The sequence below is a fragment of the Sporosarcina sp. 6E9 genome, from assembly GCF_017921835.1.
Taxonomy (GTDB): domain Bacteria; phylum Bacillota; class Bacilli; order Bacillales_A; family Planococcaceae; genus Sporosarcina.
Genome location: NZ_JAGEMN010000004.1, coordinates 61,627 through 84,560, shown reverse-complemented (window position 1 = coordinate 84,560; position 22,934 = coordinate 61,627). Strand labels below are relative to the sequence as shown.

The 22,934-nt window shown below is 39.9% G+C and carries 23 protein-coding genes; 21 read left to right on the top strand and 2 right to left on the bottom strand.

Going from position 1 to position 22,934, the window contains the following annotated elements; genetic code table 11:
- The first annotated feature begins 35 nt into the window (after positions 1-35).
- From J4G36_RS14890 to J4G36_RS14880, 3 genes are read left to right on the top strand one after another with little or no spacing between them, the layout of a single operon-like run.
- The gene (locus J4G36_RS14890) at positions 36-1,706 is read left to right on the top strand and encodes a GNAT family N-acetyltransferase (RefSeq protein ID WP_210471189.1); all 1,671 of its coding nucleotides are present in this window, start codon (positions 36-38) and stop codon (positions 1,704-1,706) included.
- Positions 1,707-1,727: 21 nt separating this feature from the next.
- On the top strand, positions 1,728-2,495 hold the full coding sequence (locus J4G36_RS14885; protein WP_210471188.1) for a hypothetical protein: 768 nt from the start codon (positions 1,728-1,730) through the stop codon (positions 2,493-2,495).
- The gene (locus J4G36_RS14880) at positions 2,492-3,523 is read left to right on the top strand and encodes a polysaccharide deacetylase family protein (protein WP_210471187.1); all 1,032 of its coding nucleotides are present in this window, start codon (positions 2,492-2,494) and stop codon (positions 3,521-3,523) included. Before J4G36_RS14885 ends, J4G36_RS14880 begins: the two co-directional genes overlap by 4 nt.
- Before the next feature lie 29 nt (positions 3,524-3,552).
- On the opposite strand, the gene J4G36_RS14875 is transcribed toward J4G36_RS14880, so the two are convergent.
- Positions 3,553-4,230, bottom strand: a complete 678-nt coding sequence (locus tag J4G36_RS14875) for a hypothetical protein (protein ID WP_246880665.1) — start codon at positions 4,228-4,230, stop codon at positions 3,553-3,555.
- A 129-nt stretch (positions 4,231-4,359) separates the two neighbouring features.
- On the opposite strand from J4G36_RS14875, the gene J4G36_RS14870 reads away from it, so the two are divergent.
- From J4G36_RS14870 to J4G36_RS14800, 15 genes are all read left to right on the top strand, one after another.
- On the top strand, positions 4,360-4,881 hold the full coding sequence (locus J4G36_RS14870; RefSeq protein WP_246880645.1) for an RNA polymerase sigma factor: 522 nt from the start codon (positions 4,360-4,362) through the stop codon (positions 4,879-4,881).
- Positions 4,874-6,205, top strand: a complete 1,332-nt coding sequence (locus J4G36_RS14865; protein ID WP_210471186.1) for a DUF4179 domain-containing protein — start codon at positions 4,874-4,876, stop codon at positions 6,203-6,205. Before J4G36_RS14870 ends, J4G36_RS14865 begins: the two co-directional genes overlap by 8 nt.
- A 378-nt stretch (positions 6,206-6,583) precedes the next feature.
- Complete coding sequence (hutU, locus tag J4G36_RS14860) at positions 6,584-8,260, top strand: urocanate hydratase (RefSeq protein ID WP_210471185.1); 1,677 nt, start codon at positions 6,584-6,586, stop codon at positions 8,258-8,260.
- The gene (gene hutI, locus J4G36_RS14855; RefSeq protein ID WP_210471184.1) at positions 8,257-9,519 is read left to right on the top strand and encodes an imidazolonepropionase; all 1,263 of its coding nucleotides are present in this window, start codon (positions 8,257-8,259) and stop codon (positions 9,517-9,519) included. Before hutU ends, hutI begins: the two co-directional genes overlap by 4 nt.
- Positions 9,520-9,542: 23 nt before the next feature.
- Positions 9,543-11,033 (top strand): histidine ammonia-lyase, encoded by a 1,491-nt coding sequence (gene hutH, locus J4G36_RS14850; RefSeq protein ID WP_210471183.1) that lies wholly within the window; start codon positions 9,543-9,545, stop codon positions 11,031-11,033.
- A gap of 240 nt (positions 11,034-11,273) precedes the next feature.
- Entirely contained in the window at positions 11,274-11,723 is a 450-nt protein-coding gene (locus J4G36_RS14845) for a hypothetical protein (RefSeq protein ID WP_210471182.1), read from the top strand.
- A gap of 133 nt (positions 11,724-11,856) precedes the next feature.
- The gene (locus J4G36_RS14840; RefSeq protein WP_368668792.1) at positions 11,857-12,285 is read left to right on the top strand and encodes a YrvL family regulatory protein; all 429 of its coding nucleotides are present in this window, start codon (positions 11,857-11,859) and stop codon (positions 12,283-12,285) included.
- Positions 12,286-12,398: 113 nt separating this feature from the next.
- Complete coding sequence (locus J4G36_RS14835; protein ID WP_210471180.1) at positions 12,399-12,680, top strand: DUF1871 family protein; 282 nt, start codon at positions 12,399-12,401, stop codon at positions 12,678-12,680.
- 91 nt (positions 12,681-12,771) lie between these two features.
- A complete protein-coding gene (locus J4G36_RS14830) occupies positions 12,772-12,951 on the top strand; it encodes a hypothetical protein (protein WP_210471179.1) in 180 nt (59 codons plus the stop codon).
- 123 nt (positions 12,952-13,074) lie between these two features.
- Entirely contained in the window at positions 13,075-13,542 is a 468-nt protein-coding gene (locus J4G36_RS14825; protein WP_246880644.1) for an NUDIX hydrolase, read from the top strand.
- A gap of 97 nt (positions 13,543-13,639) precedes the next feature.
- Complete coding sequence (locus J4G36_RS14820; RefSeq protein ID WP_210471178.1) at positions 13,640-13,810, top strand: hypothetical protein; 171 nt, start codon at positions 13,640-13,642, stop codon at positions 13,808-13,810.
- A 105-nt stretch (positions 13,811-13,915) separates the two neighbouring features.
- On the top strand, positions 13,916-14,131 hold the full coding sequence (locus tag J4G36_RS14815; protein WP_210471177.1) for a hypothetical protein: 216 nt from the start codon (positions 13,916-13,918) through the stop codon (positions 14,129-14,131).
- 75 nt (positions 14,132-14,206) lie between these two features.
- Positions 14,207-14,467, top strand: coding sequence for a hypothetical protein (locus tag J4G36_RS14810; protein ID WP_210471176.1), 261 nt, complete (start codon positions 14,207-14,209; stop codon positions 14,465-14,467).
- A 365-nt stretch (positions 14,468-14,832) separates the two neighbouring features.
- A complete protein-coding gene (locus J4G36_RS14805; protein ID WP_210471175.1) occupies positions 14,833-15,339 on the top strand; it encodes a hypothetical protein in 507 nt (168 codons plus the stop codon).
- A 373-nt stretch (positions 15,340-15,712) separates the two neighbouring features.
- Positions 15,713-16,600, top strand: a complete 888-nt coding sequence (locus J4G36_RS14800) for a 5'-3' exonuclease (RefSeq protein WP_210471174.1) — start codon at positions 15,713-15,715, stop codon at positions 16,598-16,600.
- Positions 16,601-16,618: 18 nt separating this feature from the next.
- Here J4G36_RS14800 and J4G36_RS14795 read toward each other — a convergent pair whose 3' ends face one another.
- Entirely contained in the window at positions 16,619-17,128 is a 510-nt protein-coding gene (locus J4G36_RS14795) for a C39 family peptidase (RefSeq protein ID WP_210471173.1), read from the bottom strand.
- Between the two features lie 254 nt (positions 17,129-17,382).
- Here J4G36_RS14795 and J4G36_RS14790 point away from each other — a divergent pair, with 254 nt between their 5' ends.
- The 3 genes from J4G36_RS14790 to J4G36_RS14780 all read left to right on the top strand — a co-directional run bounded on the left by J4G36_RS14790 (position 17,383) and on the right by J4G36_RS14780 (position 22,852).
- Positions 17,383-19,767 (top strand): 3-hydroxyacyl-CoA dehydrogenase/enoyl-CoA hydratase family protein, encoded by a 2,385-nt coding sequence (locus tag J4G36_RS14790; RefSeq protein WP_210471172.1) that lies wholly within the window; start codon positions 17,383-17,385, stop codon positions 19,765-19,767.
- 29 nt (positions 19,768-19,796) lie between these two features.
- Entirely contained in the window at positions 19,797-20,972 is a 1,176-nt protein-coding gene (locus J4G36_RS14785; protein ID WP_210471171.1) for an acetyl-CoA C-acetyltransferase, read from the top strand.
- A 92-nt stretch (positions 20,973-21,064) separates the two neighbouring features.
- Entirely contained in the window at positions 21,065-22,852 is a 1,788-nt protein-coding gene (locus J4G36_RS14780; protein ID WP_210471170.1) for an acyl-CoA dehydrogenase family protein, read from the top strand.
- Positions 22,853-22,934: the final 82 nt, after the last annotated feature.

Here is a 22,934-nt window from a genome sequence, read left to right as displayed (position 1 = left end):
AATCGGCATTGATGGAATTAGGGGTGGGTAAAAACATGGAACTGTTACGTATTACATCTCATGATCTATTTGAAGAATATCGAAGTGACTGGTCCCAAATATTGGAAGTGAATAATAATACAAACCCGTTTATTGAATTCGACTGGGTGAATGAATGGTGGAGGCATTTAGGGAGGAATGTGCAGGTTGAAATTATTGGCGTCCATATAGATGGAAAGCCTGTTGCTTTTTTCCCATTTGTGTTTGAAAAAGGTTTGCTAGGATACAAATGCTTTTTTATGTCGTTCGGTCAAGCAAACTATATGGATGTTGTCGCTTATGATGATGTGCTAGATGACTCCATTAATTTTGTTTTAGACGAAATTATTCGCACGAAAAAGAACGTTGTTTTCTATTTACATGGGTTATTGGAAAGCAGTCGTACACCTGCAAGTTTGGAAAAGTATTTGCAAAGTCGAAATACAAACTTTTCAGTTCATCGTGTTATTACTCCATATATTGATTTGAAAAAGATTAAACTAGAGGAATACATGAAGAAAAGACGCAGACTACATCGGCTTGATCGAAGAGAAAGACGGTTAATTGAAAATGGGAAAGTAGAGTTTTTACGCAGTAGCCATGAGGAAATGGATTACATGTTTAAGCTTCATGACAAGCGATGGAAAAAAAAGCGTGATACAAGTGGATTTACGAATGAAAAAGAAAAAGAGTTTTACCGTAGTCTTGCAAAGATTACAAGTGGTGCTTTTAAAACTCAAATTGATTCTTTGTACATTAATGATACGATGATTGCATTTAATTATGGCTTTAATTGTCGTGGAAGATATTTAGGATATGTCTTGGGATATGATGATGATTTTGAAACGTTTAGTCCAGGGAGAATCCTTGAAAAAGAAAAGATTTTGCAATGTAAAAACGGCAATGAACGCGTTTTTGATCTGAGCATAGGGTATGAAACATATAAATTTGAATGGAATACACATCTGGATTATACAAGAAGAATGATATTTTCATCTAATACAATGGCCGCAAAAGTTATGCGGTATATTGCGACTGCAAAGGAATCATTTGTTGAGAAACTTAAAGAAAATCATAAGCTTGTTTTATTTATACGAAACACGATTGGAAAATTCCTTTTCATTATTAAAAACATGTTTAAATCGGAGTCTAAAGGTGCTCGTTCCGAAGTCATCTCCTTTTTTACACGAGTTCGAAAATACTTTTATGAAAATGAACGTTACCTAGTCTATAAAATGGAAAAGAAAAACGTTCCAGATTTACCCGATTCCGAAGAATTCATCGAGTTAACGATAAATGACGCAATGAAATGTCCCCTAATTGTTAGCACTCATTTGAAAGATATTTGCAGGAAAATGTATGGGGGCTATAAAGGCTATTATCCAAAAGATGATTTAGCCTATGAAAATATTTTTTGGACAAATGACAAAGTGCTTCGAATTGATAGGATTTCGTATCTTGAACAGTTTAAAAAGAGTTCGGTTTACTTTAAAAACTGGAATGAAGGCAACTTATCAGCTATTTGTTCCTCTGTTAAAAATAATAGCAAAGCGAGAACTGTATATGTTGCGATTGAAGAAGGAGCAAAAAATGAAAAGGCACTATTGGAAGAAGTAGGGTTTTCTGTAAGCAAACAAGTTTTCAAAAAAACTTATTTTGGGTTTAAGAAATATCATGTTACAGAATGAAAGAGAATCGGGGTGTTCTATATGATTTCAATTGAAAGAAAAGTATTGAATGTAAAGATCCAAAATATTTATTTTGCCAATAAGGATTTTGAATATGATTCAACCGCGCATGTAAAGGCATTTTCACACTCGTTTGTTCCGAAGAATAATCTAAGGACATTGGAAACACTTCAGTTTGATTTAACAAAAGATGAGAATGAATTGTTAATGGATATGCATAAGACAACTAGAAGACAAATTAGACGAGCCGAAGAACAGGGGTTGGAACATGTTGTAATCGAGAATCCAACGGACCATGATCTATTAGAATTTCAAAAGTTTTACAATCAATTTGCTAAGAATAAAAAAACGCATTCATGCAATTCATTTCACATGAAAACGATGAAACTACTCCGCGAGAAAAATGCCTTATTGCTTACTTATATGAAAGATAAAGACGAAGGCGTTTTTTGTTACCGTGTGTATATTCTAGACGGAACGTTCACGATGAATTTATATTCCGCATCCCACTTTCGAATGGCAGATAGCCCCGAGTTGAAAAAAATGCTAAGTCAAGCCAATCGTTATCTGGTGTGGAAATGTATTTTATTATTTAAAGAAAAGGGATATAAATTATATGATATGGGTGGGCTTAGCTACGACGATAATATCCGTAGATTTAAGCTTGGATTTGGCGGAGAAGTCGTGCCAGTCTATTGGGGATATGAAGCAAATTCAATTATGGGGTCGTTGGTGTTACAAATGAGGAACTGGAAAATGGCTTTGGCCACTGCCAGAGAAATCCAATGAGAAAACACGGAACCTTCATCATCTCGCTTGATTTCGAATTAAACTGGGGTGTCCACGATGTATTCACATTAGAGCAATATGAAGAAAATTTACTGGGCACACGCGAAGCAATCGATAAAATGCTTGGACTCTTTGACGACTTTGGAATCCGCGCAACATGGGCGACGGTCGGAATGCTATTTTTTCAAAATAAAGAGGAGCTTTTGAAAAATTTGCCCTCGACTCTCCCAAGTTATAAGAACCTAGAATTTTCTCCGTATGGAAAACTTGAAAATATTGGGGAGAATGAAGAACAAGATCCATTTCACTATGGACAATCATTGCTGAAAAAGATTAGCCGTTACGAGGAGCAAGAAATTTCGACGCATACTTTTTCACATTATTATTGTTTGGAAGAGGGGCAGACAGCGAACGAATTTGAGGCAGACCTGGTAGCAGCTTTAAAGGTTAGTGCTGAATTTGATCGGCAGGCAATGTCGATTGTATTTCCAAGAAACCAACTCAATAAAGCTTATCTTCCTATTTGCCAAAAACATGGGATTGAAAGTTTCAGAGGAAATGAAAAAAGTTGGATTTACAAGGAGAGTAAATTTCATAAGGAAAGCCCTTTGAAAAGGTTGCTTCGATTAGTCGATTGTTATGTTAATATTACGGGACATAATACGTATCGGCTTAAAAAAGTAGGGAAAGAGCCAATTATTAATTTAGCATCCAGTCGATTTTTGAGACCCTATGAACCGAAATTGAAAAGTTTTGAAAAACTACGCTTGCGTCGAATTAAGAAAAGTCTTATACATGCAGCGCAAAATGGAGAAGTGTACCATCTCTGGTGGCATCCTCATAATTTCGGTAAAGACATTAAGGAGAATATGCTATTTTTAACGGAAATATTAGAGTTGGTTGCAAGTTTAAATAAACAATATGGTTTTGAAAGTCTTACGATGAGCGAAGCGACCAAAATAGCATTGCAATTAAATGAAAAGAAAACATATGAAAAAATAAGACCCCAGTCACATTATGAAATGTAACTGGGGTTGTTCTTGTTCTTTTATTATCTTTAAAAGCAGCTAAATCTATCTATTTTGTCTAGGTCAATTCCCGTGTATTCCCATCTTCTTTGTCTGCTGCGCCATCTCCAACCCGAGACCGATCTCCGACCGACAAAATCTGGGTAAAACCAGAATCCCTGTCTTCTTGAAAGCCAGACGTAAGTGTAACGGTATAAGCAACCTCTAATTGCACCAGGATCTACCGCGAATAGTTGCGTACTAGGATAAGTTGGCGTTGTACTAGGTGGTGCTGATCTTGGAGGCTGGGAACCTTGTTGTTGTCCTGGTGGAAATCCAGGTGGTCCGCCTTGCCCTGGTGGAAATCCGGGTCCGCCTTGCCCCGGTGGAAAACCAGGTGGTCCGCCTTGCCCTGGTGGGAATCCAGGTCCTCCTTGCCCTGGTGGAAAACCAGGTCTTCCTTGCCCCGGCGGGAAACCAGGTCCTCCTGTCCCCGGTGGAAAACCAGGTCTTCCTTGCCCCGGTGAAAATCCAGTCATTCCTTGCCCATATGGGTTACCAGGCATTTCATATCCGTACCCGCCTTGCCCCATTGGATAGCCCGGCATCCCATAACCAGGTGAAAATCCATAGCTTCCCTGTTCAAACATATCTTGCCCGTCATATCCATCTGGCAGCCTTGGATACCATTGTTCTGCGTCAAATTCTTCTGAGCCTCTGTTTACCATTAAAATTCTCTCCTTCCAGGCGATTCCCCCTAGTGTATGCGACAATAATAGGCAACGATTGGACATTTATTATTTTAAAACTTTTTCAGTTTACATCTGTCTAATGTATAAGAGGGTGGAGGTGGAGTCTTGACTGACATAGAATTGGCGAAGAAAGCGATTGATGGGAATGATGCGGCTTTTCTTGAATTGATGTTCGCCCACAGAGAAGCGCTATTCAAGACTGCGCTCGCTTATTTAAAAAATGAAAAAGAAGCACTCGAGGCCATACAAGAAGTGACATTCCGCGCATATGAAAAAATTAGTACGGTGCGCAATCCTGAATACACGAAAACGTGGCTCATTCGGATTATGATGAATTATTGTCGGGATGTATTAAAGAAACAAAAAAGAATTGTATTTGATGAAGAACCTCTTTTCCAATACGGAATCAGTGATGACTATACTTATCTTGAAATTGAAGATGCCATGAAATTATTATCCGAAGAACAACGTGAACTTATTTATATGCGCTATCTCAATGAAATTAAAATTAAAGATATTGCAGAAATGAAAGCAACTCCGGAAAGCACGGTCAAAACTAGGCTTTATAAAACACTTGGAATACTGAAATCCTATTTTGAGGAGAAAGGTGGGATACGCCGTGTTTAGAAAAGAAGAGGCAAAATTAGAAAAGTGGAAGAATGATATTGAACAAATAAAAGTCGCGGATGATTTATTGGAAGATGCGATTAAAAAAGGATTTCAGCGTGCGCAAAATACTCGTCCTGTGAAACGACAACGTTTATATGTCAAACGTGGAATCTGGTCGATTGTTGTTGCTGCTATTCTTTTCTTAACATTAGTAACCTCTATCCGTGTTTCTCCGGTAATGGCTAATGCAGTAGCCTCAATTCCTGGAATGGAAAAGTTTGTGGAATTTATTCGCGATGATAAAGGGTTGGCAAGTGCGATTGAAAACGAATATTATCAGGAACTAAATATTTCAACTGAAAAAGACGGTGTAACGCTAACGCTTGATGGTGTATTGGCGGATGAATTTGAAATGGTACTATTCTACACAATAAAGGGAGCCGGAAAAAATGAACAATTTCAATTAAGTAAATCAGATGTAACAGATAACCAGGGAAGGAATTTCAGGATGACCCTAGGTTCGGAAACGAACTTAGACGCTGATGCAAAAGGTTCCGATCAAACGGCAAAGATCACGATTCGATTTAAAGAAGACATTACCTTGAATGAGCACGAGTTTATTTTTAAAACAACTGCAGAGTCTGAACAAAGATCAGTTGATTTCAGTATTCCTTTCGCAGTGGATAAAGTGAGAGCGCCTACTACTCGTTACTCGTTGAACGAAACATTTTTAATTGATGGGCAAAAAATTATAGTAAAGCAAATTGAAGTGTCACCTTTAAAAGTAGCCATCCATATCAGTGAAGATCCAGCAAATACAAAGAAGGTTTTCGGCTTTGAAGATTTACGATTAGTCGATGAAAAAGGTGAAACATGGACCTCTATTAATAATGGAGTTACGAAATCTGGTACAGAAAATGAGAATGCGAATATATATTATTTGCAAAGCAATTACTTTGAAGAACCTAATTCGCTGTATCTTCAATTCAATAAATTAATGGCGATGGATAAGGAGGAAGCATTTATCCTAATCGATACTGACAATGAAGAAATTTTACAACAACCAAAAGATAATCGATTTAGCAAATTAACAGTGAACGGAAGATTTATTAATATTGAATTGCGCGGAGAAGAAGGCTATCACTATCATCCTTTTTCGACGATAACGGATGCGTCTGGGAAGGAGTTTGTTATAATTTCTAGTGGTTTTTCTCACAATTCTCATGAACATATCGAATTATCGCTTGAGTTACCCGATGATGTTTTTGAAAATCCAATTAAATTGAATTTAGATGGCTATCCAACCTATATTGAGGGGAAAGCGAAAATTAAAATTAAATAACGAGTTGACAAGGGGTTCCACGGTAAAGAAAAATCCGTGGAACTTTTTTGTGTTTTATTTTAATAGATTGTTGTGTTTATAAACGATGATGGGAGTACAAAAGTCCCGACTTGCAAGCAAAATCCATTTAATGCAAGCAAATGGTCCTCATGTGCAAGGAAACAGCAATTGAGTGCAAGCAAATCATAGATAAGTGCAAGCAAACGCCCCCCATCTGCAAGCAAATCAAAACCAACCAAAACCACAAGTATTTCATCGAAAATGCTTTACCACACTGATACAGCGCACTGTTAGCACAGACTAAACTTTCGCAATAATCATTTTAAAAGCGTTTTCGTCATGTAAGATAGAGTTAGAACATAGTAGGGGGGATTCATAATGGGGAAAGCATCTGAAAAAATAATTAGGTACCGGGGTCCTGAATTGAATACGAAGGGATGGCAACAAGAAGCGGCACTTCGCATGTTGATGAATAATCTAGACGAAGAAGTCGCTGAACATCCAGATGAACTTGTCGTTTACGGCGGAATTGGAAAAGCGGCACGCAATTGGGCGTCGTTTGATGCAATCGTTCGTTCACTGAAAGAACTTGAAAATGATGAAACTTTACTTGTACAATCTGGCAAGCCGGTTGCGATATTCAAATCACATACTGATGCACCAAAAGTATTAATCGCAAACTCGAATCTCGTTCCCGCGTATGCGAATTGGGAAACATTCCATGAGCTCGATAAAAAAGGCTTAATGATGTACGGACAAATGACCGCGGGAAGCTGGATCTATATCGGTTCTCAAGGAATTGTACAAGGAACTTATGAAACGTTTGCTGAACTCGCGAAACAACATTTCGGTGAGTCGCTAAAAGGAACGATTACATTAACTGCCGGCCTCGGTGGTATGGGCGGAGCGCAACCACTCGCGGTTACAATGGCAGGCGGCGTTTGTATCGGTATAGAAGTCGATGAAACACGGATTGACCGCCGCATCGAAACGCGCTACACGGATGTGAAAACGGACTCTTTAGATGAAGCGATTCGTTTAGCGGAGGAAGCTAAAGCCAGTGGGAAAGCGTTGTCGATTGGTCTTTTGGGGAATGCCTCAGATATTTTACCTGAAATGATTGCCCGTGGTTTCATTCCAGACGTACTTACAGATCAAACATCAGCACATGATCCATTAAACGGCTATATTCCGTCTGGCATGTCGCTGGAAGATGCAGCAAAACTTCGCAATGAAAATCCCAAAGAATATGTAAAGAAGTCAAAAGCTTCCATGGCCAGTCACGTTGAGTCGATGCTTGCAATGATGGACCTGGGTGCCATCACATTTGACTACGGCAATAATATTCGCCAAGTCGCAAAAGATGAAGGCGTTTCACGCGCATTCGATTTTCCAGGATTTGTTCCCGCGTATATACGTCCGCAGTTTTGTGAGGGCAAAGGACCGTTTCGTTGGGTTGCATTATCGGGTGATCCCGAAGACATTTATAAAACAGATGAAGTCATTTTACGCGAATTCAGCGATAACAAACATTTATGCAATTGGATTCGCATGGCGCAGAAGAAAATCGAATTCCAAGGACTGCCTTCCAGAATTTGTTGGCTTGGGTACGGCGAACGTGCTCGTTTCGGAAAAATTATTAACGACATGGTCGCTTCGGGCGAATTAAAAGCACCGATTGTTATCGGACGCGATCATCTTGACTCGGGTTCAGTCGCATCGCCAAACCGTGAAACGGAGTCTATGAAAGACGGTTCAGACGCAGTTGCCGACTGGCCGATTTTAAATGCAATGATCAACGCGGTCGGTGGGGCAACATGGGTTTCTGTTCATCACGGTGGCGGTGTCGGCATGGGCTATTCCATTCATGCAGGCATGGTCATCGTTGCAGATGGAACGAAAGAAGCGGAAGCACGAATTGAACGTGTATTGACAACTGATCCTGGAATGGGGATTGTTCGCCATGTTGATGCGGGGTATGATCTTGCAGAAAAAACAGCACGCGAAAAAGGCGTCAACATTCCGATGATGGCTAAAGGAGTGGAACAAAAATGAAATCAATTGTTTGGATAAAACACGCATCACAACTCGCAACACTCACTCAAAGCTTAGAAGGGCCGAGAATTAAAGACGCGATGAATGACTTATCAATCATCGAAGACGGTAGTATTTGGATAGAAGATGGGGTAATAAAAGCAGTTGGAACAACAGAGGAACTTGAAGCTAAATACAAAGATCGTGCGCACGAAGCCGACATTACAGACGCAACCGGACATCTCGTCACACCGGGACTGGTCGACCCACATACACATGTCGCGTACGGGGGGAGTCGCGAACGTGAATTCGAAATGCGGCTAGAAGGCGCAACCTATATGGACATCATGAATGCTGGCGGCGGAATTCATGCAACGACTCGAATGACGCGGGAAGCGACAGAAGATGAACTTGTCGAGCAATCTAAGAAGCGACTCGATTCATTTTTACATCACGGTGTAACGACAGTTGAAGGGAAAAGCGGATACGGACTGGATTTGGAGAATGAACTCAAACAGCTTCGTGTCATGAAACGACTTCAAAACGAGCACCCGATAGATCTCGTTCCAACGTTTATGGGCGCGCATGCTGTTCCCACAGATTATAAGGGGCGCGAAGAAGAATTTGTCGACCTCATTATCAACGAAATGCTGCCAGCCGTTGCGGATGAAAAACTCGCCGTCTTCAATGACGTCTTTTGCGAAGTTGGTGTATTTACACCTGAGCAATCGGAACGTATTTTAGGAGCGGGGAAAAAGCTCGGTTTAATACCTAAAATTCACGCGGATGAAATTGAACCATATGGCGGTGCAGAACTAGCTGCAAAAGTAGGCGCGATTTCGGCAGAGCATTTATTGAAAGCATCCGATGATGGCATAAAAGCAATGGCTGAAGCCGGAACAATCGCTTGTTTATTACCAGCAACGGCTTTATTCCTCCGAGAAGAAGCGGCACAGGGGCGTAAAATGATTGACGAAGGGGTACCTGTCGCAATTTCAACAGACTGTAACCCAGGATCATCCCCAACAACATCCATGCCGCTTGTCATGAATTTGGCCTGTATTTCAATGCGACTCACGCCAGCCGAAGCTTTAACAGCGGCGACTTATAACGCAGCATGCGCAATACAAATGGAAAATAACACTGGCTCGCTTGAAGTTGGAAAGCAAGGCGATGTCGTGCTTTGGAGTATTTCAAATTACCAAGAACTGCAATACTTATTCGGCGTCAATCATGTGCAAACCGTCTGGAAAAAAGGCGTAAAAGTTGTTGGCAAATGAATTTAGAATAAAGGGTGGATTTCATGATTAATTTAACAGGGTCAACACTTAATCTTGAACAATTGAAAGCAATTTTATATCAAGCGTCTGTTGTTTCATTAGACGAAAAAGCGCTTGAACGCGTCCACAAGAGCCGACTGGCTGTTGAAAAAATCGTACGGGAAGACCGGACCGTTTACGGCATCAATACAGGTTTCGGGAAATTCAGCGATGTCAGCATCGATGAAAAAGATACGAAGGCGTTGCAACTTCATCTCATTCGGTCGCATGCTTGCGGAGTAGGGGATGCATTCCCGGAAATTGTTTCACGCGCAATGGTCGTACTCCGACTAAATGCATTATTGAAAGGGTTTTCGGGGATACGAAAAGAAGTATTAGAGCGTTTCGCCTATATGTTGAATCATCAAATTCACCCTGTCATTCCACAACAAGGATCATTAGGCGCGTCAGGTGATTTAGCACCGCTCGCCCATTTAGCACTTGTACTACTTGGGGAAGGCTTCGTTTGGCAAGGTGACGAGCATGTTCCAGCTTCCGATATATGGAAAAAACATAAGCTAGAACCAATTGTGCTGGAAGCGAAAGAAGGGCTAGCACTCATTAATGGAACGCAAGCAATGACTGCCCAAGGCGTTATCAATTATTTGGAGGCAGAATCACTCGCTATCGACAGTGAATGGATTGCAGCCATGACAATGGAAGCTTTACACGGAATAACAGATGCTTTCCATCCAGCTATTCATGAAGCACGTGGGTACCCTGAACAAGTTGACGTTGCAAAAAGAATGCTAGATTTGTTGGAAGGTAGTCAATTAACGACAGTCCAAGGTGAAAAACGTGTGCAAGATGCTTACTCGATTCGATGTATCCCACAAGTGCACGGCGCAAGTTGGCAAGTGTTAAATTACGTGAAAGAAAAGTTGGAAATCGAAATGAATGCAGCGACAGATAATCCGCTTATTTTCGATGATGGGGACACGGTTGTTTCAGGTGGGAACTTCCACGGACAACCCATTGCCTTCGCGATGGATTTTCTAAAAATCGGCATAGCGGAACTCGCAAATATTTCAGAACGTCGCATTGAGCGACTAGTTAATCCACAACTTAATGAAGGATTACCACCATTTCTCAGCCCAGAACCAGGTTTACAATCTGGGGCCATGATTTTACAATACTCCGCAGCAAGCCTAGTTTCGGAAAATAAAACACTTGCACATCCAGCGTCCGTGGATTCAATTCCCTCGTCTGGAAATCAAGAAGATCATGTTTCAATGGGAACAATCGGCGCAAGACACGCACAGTCGATAATCAAAAACACGAGAAATGTTTTAGCTATCGAGGCGCTATGCGCATTAACGGGCTGCGCGATTCGTGGGAAAGAATCAATGGCTGCCAAGACACGTACACAGTTCGAAAAACTACTAAAAGTCGTAGCCCCTATCGAAGAAGATCGTATATTCACACCAGATATCGTAGCAATTGAACAACTTCTTAAAAAGAATTCTACTAATTAATCAAAAGGAACTGAAACTAATATTCGGTAAATCATTCAGTTCACTGGCACAAAAGTTAAAATAACAAGCGAAATAACATCGAATTAGAGCAACAATCAGCATCGCAAATAATAGCGGTGCTTTTTATATTAAAAAAGGATTTTTGTGGTAAATACTCTATTATTGGAGTAGGGTAAGTGTATATTCAATATTCAACAAACGGGCCAGATTATTTAATAGAATACAATCGAGGTGGGTTTTATGAACACTAATTATAAATGTTTTATTGATATCCGTCTCAGTGGTGGGGATATTCAATTTGACGTTTCGAGTGATACACAGTTATTTAGTTTTAAATCAGGGATAGGCTTTATAGCGATACCTAATTTCTTTTCAACACTAACCTCTTTATATAAAGGCGAAATCAGTGAAGCCCAAATTGATTGTGATGGAAACTTTGATTACTATATATTTTCCAGTGATGGTGGAAGACTTTTTATTGAACATAATGGTCATTATCCAGAAGGTATATTTAAATATGAATTCAATCTAAAAGAGTATATCTCAGCTGTCTGTATAGGGTTTCAAGAATATCTGCAACAGCTTGAAAAAGAAGGGATATTGCCTTTGAAAAATCAGGAATTTGCCCATCCATTAGGTGATGATGTATTAAACGCTTTTGATAACTTCTCATCAATTTTAAGTAGTTAATTATGTAGATATTTTGGTGTGATCCATAAACGGGTGCGATTCTGTAATAAGGATTGTGCCGTTAGAGGGCCATATAGTGGGTTGACTTTTACAATTAAAACTTTGTCTAAGGAATTAAGGGAAAAGGTGATTGGTGTTGCAATTTAGGGATAAGATTATTATTGGGGTGGCTATGACTCTACTGGTTGCAGTATCGATTGGTATAGTTTTTGGTGGAATTATTTTTGGTCTAGCAGGTTTTTTCTCTTTGATTGGTGTTTCTTATGAATCAATTGGATCTTTACTGCTATTCATATTCTTTACTTTTTTGGTTGGCATTTTCTTTGAAATAATAGAGCAGGTCACGTTATTTTTTATAACGAGAGCAAATCTACCTAGTAAAGAAAAATGGGTTTGGATAGCTCTTATTAAATTAATCCTAAGCTGGATTGTTATATATATTGTTAATGAATTAATGACAACAGTAGTTTTATCAGGCTTAGCAGTATTTTTAACAGCACTTCTTATAGTCAGCATTGACATAGTGTTTGATGATAAAAAAGAGGCAGTAAATAATAATTAGATCTCTGTTAACGGGTGCGTTTGCGTGATAAGGACAATGCATCAAACGGGTCAGGTTAGCTAAATAAGGGTATAGCATAAGTCTCTGAAAATACATCTTGAAAGAGGGATATTATGAACCACTACCAAATTGTAAAAGAAGTAATTAATGAATGGGACCCGATGCACCTTTTACGTTACACATCTGAGGATGAATATGATCCAGAAATAAGACTTATTGTATCGGCATTACCAACTGCATCTGTTGAAAAGTTAGCTTTAGTGATACATCAGGTCTTTGAAAAAATGTTTTCGAGGAGTGGAGCACCTTCGATTAATAATTGTTATCCCAGTGCATTAAATATATGGAACAAAATTTATAATAATAAATTCCCGAATTTAAAAAATCTAAATTAATCATGGCATATTATTGAACTAACGGGTGCGATTCTTGAAGAAGGATTTGCGCCCTTTCCACAATAGGGCCATTTTATGGGGGTGTGAAAAAATGAAAGAGATAACAGGATTGTATATTATTCTAATTGCAATATTTTTTGTGAATCTGACAAATATCACATTGTTTAATGGCGAATGGAACGGTATAGCGATGTGGCTTAGCACAGGGTTATTTATAGCTGGCACTGCTTACTTTTTAATGAGTAGAGACGCCATTAAGAAAAAGAAATAATGATTATAACAATCGGGCGCGATTGTTGCACAAGTTTTATGCCATTAACGGGCCAAATTGTGAAGTGAAAGTCGTTATTAGTGTTGTTGTATTTTCCAAAAACGGATTTAGGGAGGATTAAGTATGATAGATGCGGTATTTAAAACGGATGTAGCAGTATTTAATTATCGTGTGGCGGGAATTTGGATACTAGATCAACATGTTCTTTTACATAAAAACGTAAATGATGAACATTGGGCCCTTCCGGGTGGAAGAGTTAAAATAACGGAGGAGTCAAAAACAGGCTTACGTAGGGAGTTTCAAGAGGAACTGAATTTAAACGTAAAAGTAAAAAGATTAATTTGGACAACCGAAAATTTCTTTAATTATGATGGTAAGTCCTTTCATGAAATAGCATTCTATTATCAAGTCACATCGAATAATGATTACGAATTAAAATCAGGAGAATTTTATGGGACTGAAGAGGACAAGCCCCTTGTATATAAGTGGGTGCCTATAGCGAAACTTGATGAAATTCTTTTGCAACCTGAATTTTTAAAAAATGGAATAAAAAATATTCCAATACATCCAGAACACATCATAATAAAATAGCTATTATCCGCAATCGGGTGCGATTGTTGCACAAGTTCTATGCCATTAACGGAGCCGTTATGTTAAAAAAAAATGAATCGAGAGGAGAATTTACATAGTGAAATATAGTCCACACATTGGTATAGCAATTATGATAGTTTTTTTCACAATCGCTCTGGTTATTGCCTTAGTGGAAAGGCAAGCATTTTTCATCACAATGCACACGCTCGGTCTTGTCGGAGGCTTGTTATCATTGGCGTATAATTATAAAAAATACAGAAAGGATTAAATTGACTGGTGTTAATTGTTCTGTAATAGGGTGCGTTAACTGAACAACCGCTGCGACTCAATCGGACAAAATTGAGTTAAGTGTTATCGGAGAGGAGCAGACGAAATGGATTTGTGGTTTATGATTAAAGAGCGTTCTGGATTTTTATCAATTTTTCTTATCATAATTTTACTGAGTGTTTTCCTGTTGGTAGCTACTTGGAAAAATCGTACTAACATACCTAAAAGTTTAACCGCAATAATAACTTTAATATCTACGGTTTTTATCGTTGTATCTTTGATTGCAATGATATTTATTATCTCATTCGGCTATAACTCTTGAGTTGAAGTAATTAAGCAATCGGGCGCGTTTATTTGAGAATGTGCCTTCTAATCTAAGAGTCAGGATAGGGAGTCGATGAAATTGGAGAAATTGAAAAGTGGAGTAATGATATTCGTAGGTATTTGTATTCTATTAGCAGGAATATCTATCTCAGGTGGCTTGGGCAACGTAGCGGACAGTATTAATCAAATAGACGCTCAAAGTGATCAATCTTATGAGTTGGTTGTACGAGATGGATTCATTTATATATCTGACACGGTTAATGGACAAGTGTGGAAGAAAGCCGATGTTCCAGAAGGTAAATGGGAAGAAATTGACCACTTCTTTAATGATTAAAATCTGATGCGATCGGGCGCGTTAATGGGATAGTAAAAGTTAAAAAAGTGGCGAAATGCATCATTGTTTTTTCGACATACAAATTAACGTTGGTATTAACACATACATTAACAGACCTAAAAAGAAATTGTAACCTGCTAATATGCTTTTCAATAGGGTTTCTGAAATAGCCGCGTTATCATTCACAAACGTTGACACCTAGGTAATAGGAAAGAGTCCAATTGTATGCGAATTTGGACTATTTTTATGTGTTTAATTTAGTTTTTATACCACTCAACTGACCGGGTTACAATTTCCAGGTTTCAGTTCTTTTTTGAATCTAAATCGACATCTCAAACGTACTTGTAACTTGGAGGGGAAGTATAATGTCAAAATGGACGCTTTACCAAATTCTTATTATTTTTGGATTTTCACTCGCTATCATTTTAACGAATCTATATGAGGATAAAATTAGTGCATTCTTTTCATTCGTAAATTCTTTTATCGAACCAAGTATTCTCATTATATTCTTCACAGTTATATTTATCGTATGGGGATTTTCATTCTTATTGCTGATACAAGAGAAGAAGGGAAAGCCACTATTTGTACATAAGATATGGCGAATCATGCCCGCTATCATCGGCGTCATCCTTCTCCTATCAATGATGGGCTTCATAATCCTAGGCGTCACAATTCTATCTGAAGTAACCCCAGAAATGCACTGGATTTTAGATTTATCAATAGTTTACTTTTTAGTTTTAGTTTATTTGTTCATACTGTCTATCATACTTAGGTATGGGAAAGCAGAAACAAGTAAAGGAACAATTATCACTTCTGCTCATATTACAGTGCTAGTCCTTCTAGCAATCGTATTCATGATTCCACAGTTATAGAAAGCTATAAATTACTACCATAATATAGTGGAATTAGTTGATTGAAGTGGAGGGCGGCGACTCCAGCGGAATTAGCGAGACAGTCGAGACCCCGCAGGAAGAGCCGTTACGAAGAACGGCTTTTGCGACCTAAAAGCGCAGCGTTTGGGAGCACGGTTTTAGCGACGAGGAGGCTCGGCGCTCGCCCGCAGGAAAGCGTCCGCCCGCAACGGAAATCAACGGTTTGAATATAACCAAGCACTTGTATAATGGATTGCTAATGTTGCTTTCTCGTGTAATGGGGCGTATTAGTACCGATTTCACGATTAGTAGTCTACTATTAACTATTGATAAAGGTCGAATCGAACACTTTCGACTACTGGAGGAATGACAATTGACTACAGAAGAAAAACCACATATTTTAATCGTTGACGGCATGGCATTATTATTTAGATCCTTTTTTGCGACATCCGCAATGGGGCATTTTTTCCCGAATGCAGCTGGCGTTCCTACGAATGGCGTTCAAGGATTTGCACGTCATTCATTGACAGCGATGTCCCTATTCAACCCAACCCATATGGCAGTTTGTTGGGATATGGGCGCACACACATTTCGAAATGACTTGTACGACGGTTATAAAGCGAATCGTCCCGCGCCACCCGAAGAACTCGTTCCGCAATTTGACATGGCTAGAAGCGTTTCAGAACTAATCGGATGGAAAAGTTACGGAGAACCAGGGATGGAAGCCGACGATCTAATCGGTTCTATGGTAAGCAATTGGGAAGGCAAAGCCGACATCACAATCGTGTCAGGCGACAGAGATCTCCTGCAATTATTGCGCCCAGGCGTTAAAGTAGCCCTCATTAAAAAAGGATATAGCGAGTACGACATCTACACAGACGAAAGATTCATCGAAGAGTACGGCATTACGCCATTTCAATACATCGATAAAAAAGCGTTCACAGGTGACTCGGCCGACGGATACCCAGGTGTCAAAGGCATTGGGCCAAAAACAGCTTTGACATTACTGAAACAATATGGCTCCATTGAAGGTATTCTAGAGGCTCTAGACGAACTAACCCCAGCAAGACGCAAACGTATCGAAGAAGGCATTGAAATGCTTCACTTATCAAGAAAGCTTGCTGAAATTCACTGCGACTTAGATGTAAACTGTCAAATTGAAGACCTAACACTACCGATTTATGATGCAGAAAAGAGAAGCCTCTTTGAAAAAGAAGGCTATACAATGATCATGCGCCATGCCGATTCATTATTTTCATAAAAAATAAAAAGAAGCCGCTTAGTGGCTTCTTTTTATCTTTACAAACGTCAAAATAGATTTGTTTTTCTTATATGAAATCGTTCGCAATTGACTTGTCCGATTTCTACCGCCATTATCATGAACGATGAGAAGTAGTTCATTCCCATTTTTTTCATAGCCAACAACTGGTACCCAATGATAATCAAAAGCAAATTTACCCCGCCACCTTAAAGTAAACCATTTATCAAACTTGGCAGCTACGGGACGCCCGTTATCAATTTCATGAATGACCTCGTTAACTGAACACTTTTCAACGATCCACGCCTCGCCTAGAAGTTTCTTCATATTCCGGATGAAACGCCAAGTAAATAAACCGATTTTTGTACTGCCTAGCAATCGGTACAGTTCATTCACTGCATGCATATGATGTGGAAAATGATACCTTAGAATCACATGAGCGGTTACCGGACCGCATGCAGAAGGGCGAAACCGTTCATCAATATCTTTTTCATATTGTGATTTACCAGTTATATCAAGTACCGTTTTCATATCGAAACGCCCTTTCTTATTAGAAGGAAACTTTTATATTTAGTGTACAATCCATTTTCGATTCTGGATATAAAATTGATTCACCCAAAACCTGACGGTACGAAGTTACTTTCTATTCTATGAATAATTACAGAATAAAATATTGCGAAAAATTAACTAATGCTCTATAATAAAAGTTATAGAAATCGTTTCTATTTTTTTTGCCCAAATAATGAATGAGTGTTCATTCAAGAAAATAAAGGGAGGCATTGCACGTGGCTTATCAAATTAAAAAAGCAGCAGTATTAGGTTCAGGTGTGATGGGTTCAGGAATTGCAGCCCATCTCGCAAACATCGGTATCCCAGTACTATTATTGGATATCGTTCCAAAAGAATTGACAGAAGAAGAGAAAGCGAAAGGGCTGACTCTCGAAGATAACCAAGTCCGAAATAAAATTGCATCAAGCGCATTGCAAAAACTACTCAAACAAAAACCTGCGCCACTCACCACTAAAAGTAACTTATCGTTAATCGAAGCAGGGAACTTAGAAGACGATCTTGAAAAATTAAAAGATGTTGACTGGATTGTCGAAGTAATTGTCGAGAACCTAGACATTAAAAAAGAATTATACGAAAAAGTGGATGCTGTGCGTAAGCCTGGCACAATTATTTCGTCAAATACATCGGGCATTAGTATTGAAGCGATGAAGGATGAGCGTTCAGAAGATTTCCAGAAACATTTCTTAGGAACACATTTCTTTAATCCACCTCGTTATTTAAAACTACTCGAGGTGATTCCGGCCAGTACGACAGCGCCAGAAGTGGTAGATTTCATGGTTCAATTTGGTGAAAACACATTAGGTAAAGGCGTTGTCATTGCCAAAGATACACCGAACTTTATTGCCAACCGAATTGGAACTTATGGGCTACTGGTCACCCTTCAAGAAATGGAAGCACGCGGATTTTCAATCGGCGAAGTCGACTCTGTAACGGGTACACTAATCGGTCGTCCGAAATCGGCAACATTCCGAACGCTTGATGTAGTCGGTCTGGACACATTTATGCATGTTGCCAAAAACGTTTACGACCAAACAGAAGGTGAAGAACAAAAAGTATTTGAATTGCCGGCGTTTATGAAGAAAATGATTGATAACGGATGGCTCGGCGCGAAAACGAAACAAGGTTTCTATGTGAAGAAAGATAGAGAAATCTTGGAACTCGATCCAGAAACTTTCGAGTACAGCAAGGCGAAGAAAATGAAAACGCCTTCAATTGAAATGGCGAAACAGCAAAAAGGGCTTGTAAATCGAGTGAAAACACTTGTCTATGCAAAAGACCGTACAGGCGAAATCCTATGGAATATTTTAGCACCTACACTTCGCTATTCAGCTGAACTACACGGTGAAATCGCGGATGATATCGTAGCAATCGATAATGCGATGAAATGGGGCTTCGGATGGCAACAAGGACCATTTGAAATATGGGATGCAATCGGGGTCGCTAAATCTGTAGAAAAGATGAAAGAAGAAGGTGCTGAGGTACCTGCTTTTGTTCAACGTTTGTTAGATCAAAACTATGAATCTTTCTATAAAGAAGAAGACGGTGAACTGTATTACTTCGACGGAGATGGCTATAAACCCGTTCCTGTTAATGAAAAAGTGATTGATTTGAAACGTTATAAGAAAAAACACGGGGTCATTAAGAAAAATTCAGGTGCTAGTTTAATAGACCTTGGCGATGGCATCGCACTACTCGAATTTCATTCGCAATCGAATGCGATTGGGTTAGATATTTTGCAAATGATTAACTTTGCAGTTGATGAAGTAGAAAAGAATTATAAAGGGCTTGTGATCGGCAACCAGGGAAGAAATTTCTGTGTCGGTGCGAATCTTGGCCTAATCTTAATGGAAGCACAAGATGACAATATTTTTGAATTGGATTTCGTCGTTCGAACTTTCCAAAACGCGATGATGAAAATCAAATATTCAACGAAGCCAGTTGTTGCAGCACCGTTCGCGATGACACTGGGCGGTGGGGCCGAAGTTTGTCTTCCAGCGGCACATATTCAAGCGACAACTGAAACCTACATGGGGCTAGTTGAACCAGGCGTTGGTCTAATCCCGGGGGGTGGCGGAAACGTCGGGTTGTATACAAAACACTTGAAAGGTTTGCCGAACGGCGTAGAAGTCGACTATCAAAATATCGCAAATAAAGTATTTGAAACGATTGCGATGGCAAAAGTTTCAACTTCCGCAGATGAAGCTAGAGATAACAACTTCATGAATTTCGCGGATGGAATAAGCGTAAACGCTGACCATCAATTACATGATGCGAAACAAGTCGCACTTTCATTATATGAAAATGGCTATCAAGCACCTAAACGCGAGAAAATCCCGGTCACTGGAGATTCTGGTTATGCGACACTACTTCTCGGGGCAGAAGCAATGTTCTTGTCGGGGTATATTAGCGAACATGACTTGAAAATCGCGAAGAAATTAGCGTTTGTTCTAGCAGGTGGCAAAGTGCCGTTTGGAACGCTAGTCGATGAGCAATATTTGCTAGATCTTGAACGTGAAGCCTTCTTAAGCCTAGTAGCTGAACCAAAATCACAGCAACGTATGCAACACATGCTTGTAAAAGGAAAACCACTTCGCAATTAAAAGCAACAAATATAGAGGAGGAAGAAATAATGCGTGAAGCAGTAATTGTAGCCGGTGCACGAACGCCGGTTGGAAGAGCGAAAAGAGGTTCACTGGCAAACGTTCGTCCGGATGATCTAGGAGCGATTGCAGTAAAGGAAACATTAAAGCGCGCGGGTGGTTACGACGGACCAATCGATGATTTAATTATTGGTTGTGCGATGCCAGAAGCGGAACAAGGAATGAATATGGCACGGAATATCGGCGCGCTAGCAGGACTTCCAGATACAACACCCGCAATTACCGTCAACCGATTTTGTTCCTCAGGCTTGCAAACAATTGCTTACGGAGCAGAGCGGATTATGCTTGGGGCTTCAAAAGCGATTCTTGCAGGTGGGGCGGAATCGATGAGCATGGTTCCAATGATGGGGAATGTTGTTCGTCCCAACGTGAAATTAGCAGAAACAGCACCACAATATTATATGGGAATGGGCCATACCGCTGAGCAAGTCGCAACAAAATATGGTGTAAGCCGCGAAGATCAAGATGCATTTGCGGTTCGTTCCCATGAGAGAGCTGCAGCAGCGATTGCTACTGGCAAGTTTAATGATGGAATTGTTCCAGTAGAAGTGACTCAGCGTTATGTTAATGACGATGGGAAAGCTGCGGAAAAGAAGTTCATGTTTGAAATGGATGAAGGGGTTCGTCATGGCACAACGACAGAAGTGCTCGCACGTTTACGTCCAGCATTTTCTGTAACGGGTTCAGTAACTGCGGGCAACTCATCACAAACATCAGACGGTGCAGGTGCAGTCTTAATCATGGATCGTGAAGTGGCGGAAGCGGAAGGATTGAAGCCAATCGCTAAGTTCCGGTCATTCGCAGTTGGGGGCGTTCCGCCAGAAGTGATGGGAATTGGTCCAATTGTAGCGGTTCCGAAAGCGCTAGAAATTGCTGGATTATCCATCGAAGACATCGATTTATGGGAATTAAACGAGGCGTTCGCATCTCAATCCCTTCAAGTCATCCGTCACCTCGGTCTTGATATGGATAAAGTGAATGTCAACGGCGGAGCCATCGCGCTCGGTCATCCACTTGGCGCAACTGGCTCAATTTTAACCATTCGCATGTTGGATGAACTAAAACGTCAAAACAAGCAATTCGGTGTCGTGACAATGTGTATCGGCGGCGGAATGGGTGCCGCAGGCGTATTTGAGTTGTTATAAAAATATTAAGAAGCATCTTTTTATATCATTACACTTTTTAGTGATTGTACTTACAAGTGATATTTCGTTTTAATTAAAGGGAGGAAAAAACAATGACTGAATTGAAAACAGCAAACTTAATTAAAGGTGGCGCTTTTCTAATTGAAGACATCGAAGCAGATCGTGTCTTCACGCCAGAGGATTTTACTGAAGAGCAGAAAATGATTGCGAAAACAACTGAAGACTATGTATTAAATGAAGTTGTTCCTGTCATCGATAACTTAGAAAACCATGAATTTGAGCACTCCGTTCGTTTATTGAAAAAAGCGGGTGATTTAGGTCTTCTAGGGGCAGATGTTCCAGAAGAATACGGTGGACTTGGATTAGATGCCATTTCATCAGCGCTAATCTCTGAGAAAATGTCACGTGCGGGCGGCTTTTCAATTACACACGGTGCCCATGTCGGCATCGGAACATTGCCAATCGTATTATTCGGTACGGAAGAACAAAAAGAAAAATATCTACCAAACTCCGTTACGGGAGATAAAATCTCAGCTTACGCATTAACTGAACCCGGTTCTGGATCAGATGCATTGGGTGCCAGCGCAAATGCGAAGCTCAATGAAGCAGGAACGCATTACATTTTAAATGGTGAAAAACAATGGATTACGAACGCTGGATTTGCCGATGTTTTCGTTGTTTATGCAAAAATTGACGGCGATAAATTCTCAACATTTATCGTTGAAAAAGACTTCCCAGGCGTATCTGTCGGTGCGGAAGAAAAGAAAATGGGGATTAAATCATCTTCTACACGTACGCTAATTCTTCAAGACGCAGAAGTACCTGTTGAAAACTTATTAGGTGAAGTGGGACGCGGTCACGTAATTGCGTTTAACATTTTAAATATTGGCCGGTATAAACTGGGAGTTGGGACAGTTGGTGGATCAAAACGCGCGCTTCAATTGGCAATTGAATATGCAAATGGACGAAAACAGTTTAAAACGCCTATCTCTTCATTTAATTTAACAAAAGAAAAGCTCGCGACAATGGCTTCACGTACCTATGCGGCTGAAAGTTTAGTCTACCGCACGATTGGTTATTTTGAAGAACGAAATAGCGCAATGACTGCTGAAGAACGTAAAGATGGAAAAGCAATTGCAGCTTCGATTGCAGAATATGCAATTGAATGTTCGATCAATAAAATTGTCGGTTCGGAATTACTAGACTATGTTGCTGACGAAGCGGTTCAACTTCATGGTGGATACGGCTTTATGGCGGAATACGAAGTCGAACGCATTTACCGTGATTCCCGTATCAATAGAATTTTTGAAGGAACCAATGAAATTAACCGCTTGCTCGTACCCGGAACTTTCATGAGAAAAGCATTAAAAGGTGAATTGCCGTTACTGGAAAAAGCGCAGGGATTACAAGAAGAACTCCTTATGATGATGCCTGAAGAAATCGGCGACGAGGCCCTTGCACAAGAGAAAGTGTTGGTGAAAAACGCGAAAAAGATTGGACTGTTAGTAGCGGGTCTTGCAGCGCAGCGTTTCGGTACAAAACTTGAACAAGAACAAGAGATTCTCGTCAACATCGCGGATATCGCAAGCAATGTATTTGGTATGGAATCTGCACTTCTTCGTACGGAAAAAGCAATTGCACGTAACGGCGAGGAAAAAGAAAAACAAAAAATCCTTTACACGGAGGTATTCTGTCAAGAAGCCTTTGCAGAAATCGAAAAGGATGCAAAAGAAGTTTTATTGGCAGCGGTTGAAGGCGACAACCAGCGCATGATGCTTTCAGCGCTTCGAAAATTAACGCGTTCAACGCCTTACAATATCATCGCGAAGAAAAGAGAAGCTTCCGAAAAACTCATTGATGTAGAAAGATATATCGTCTAATTGACAAAAGTTACCCAGATGCCTTTTTGGTATCTGGGTGAATTTTTGCTACAATGGGGTAAACGAAGGAGTGGTTCTTGTT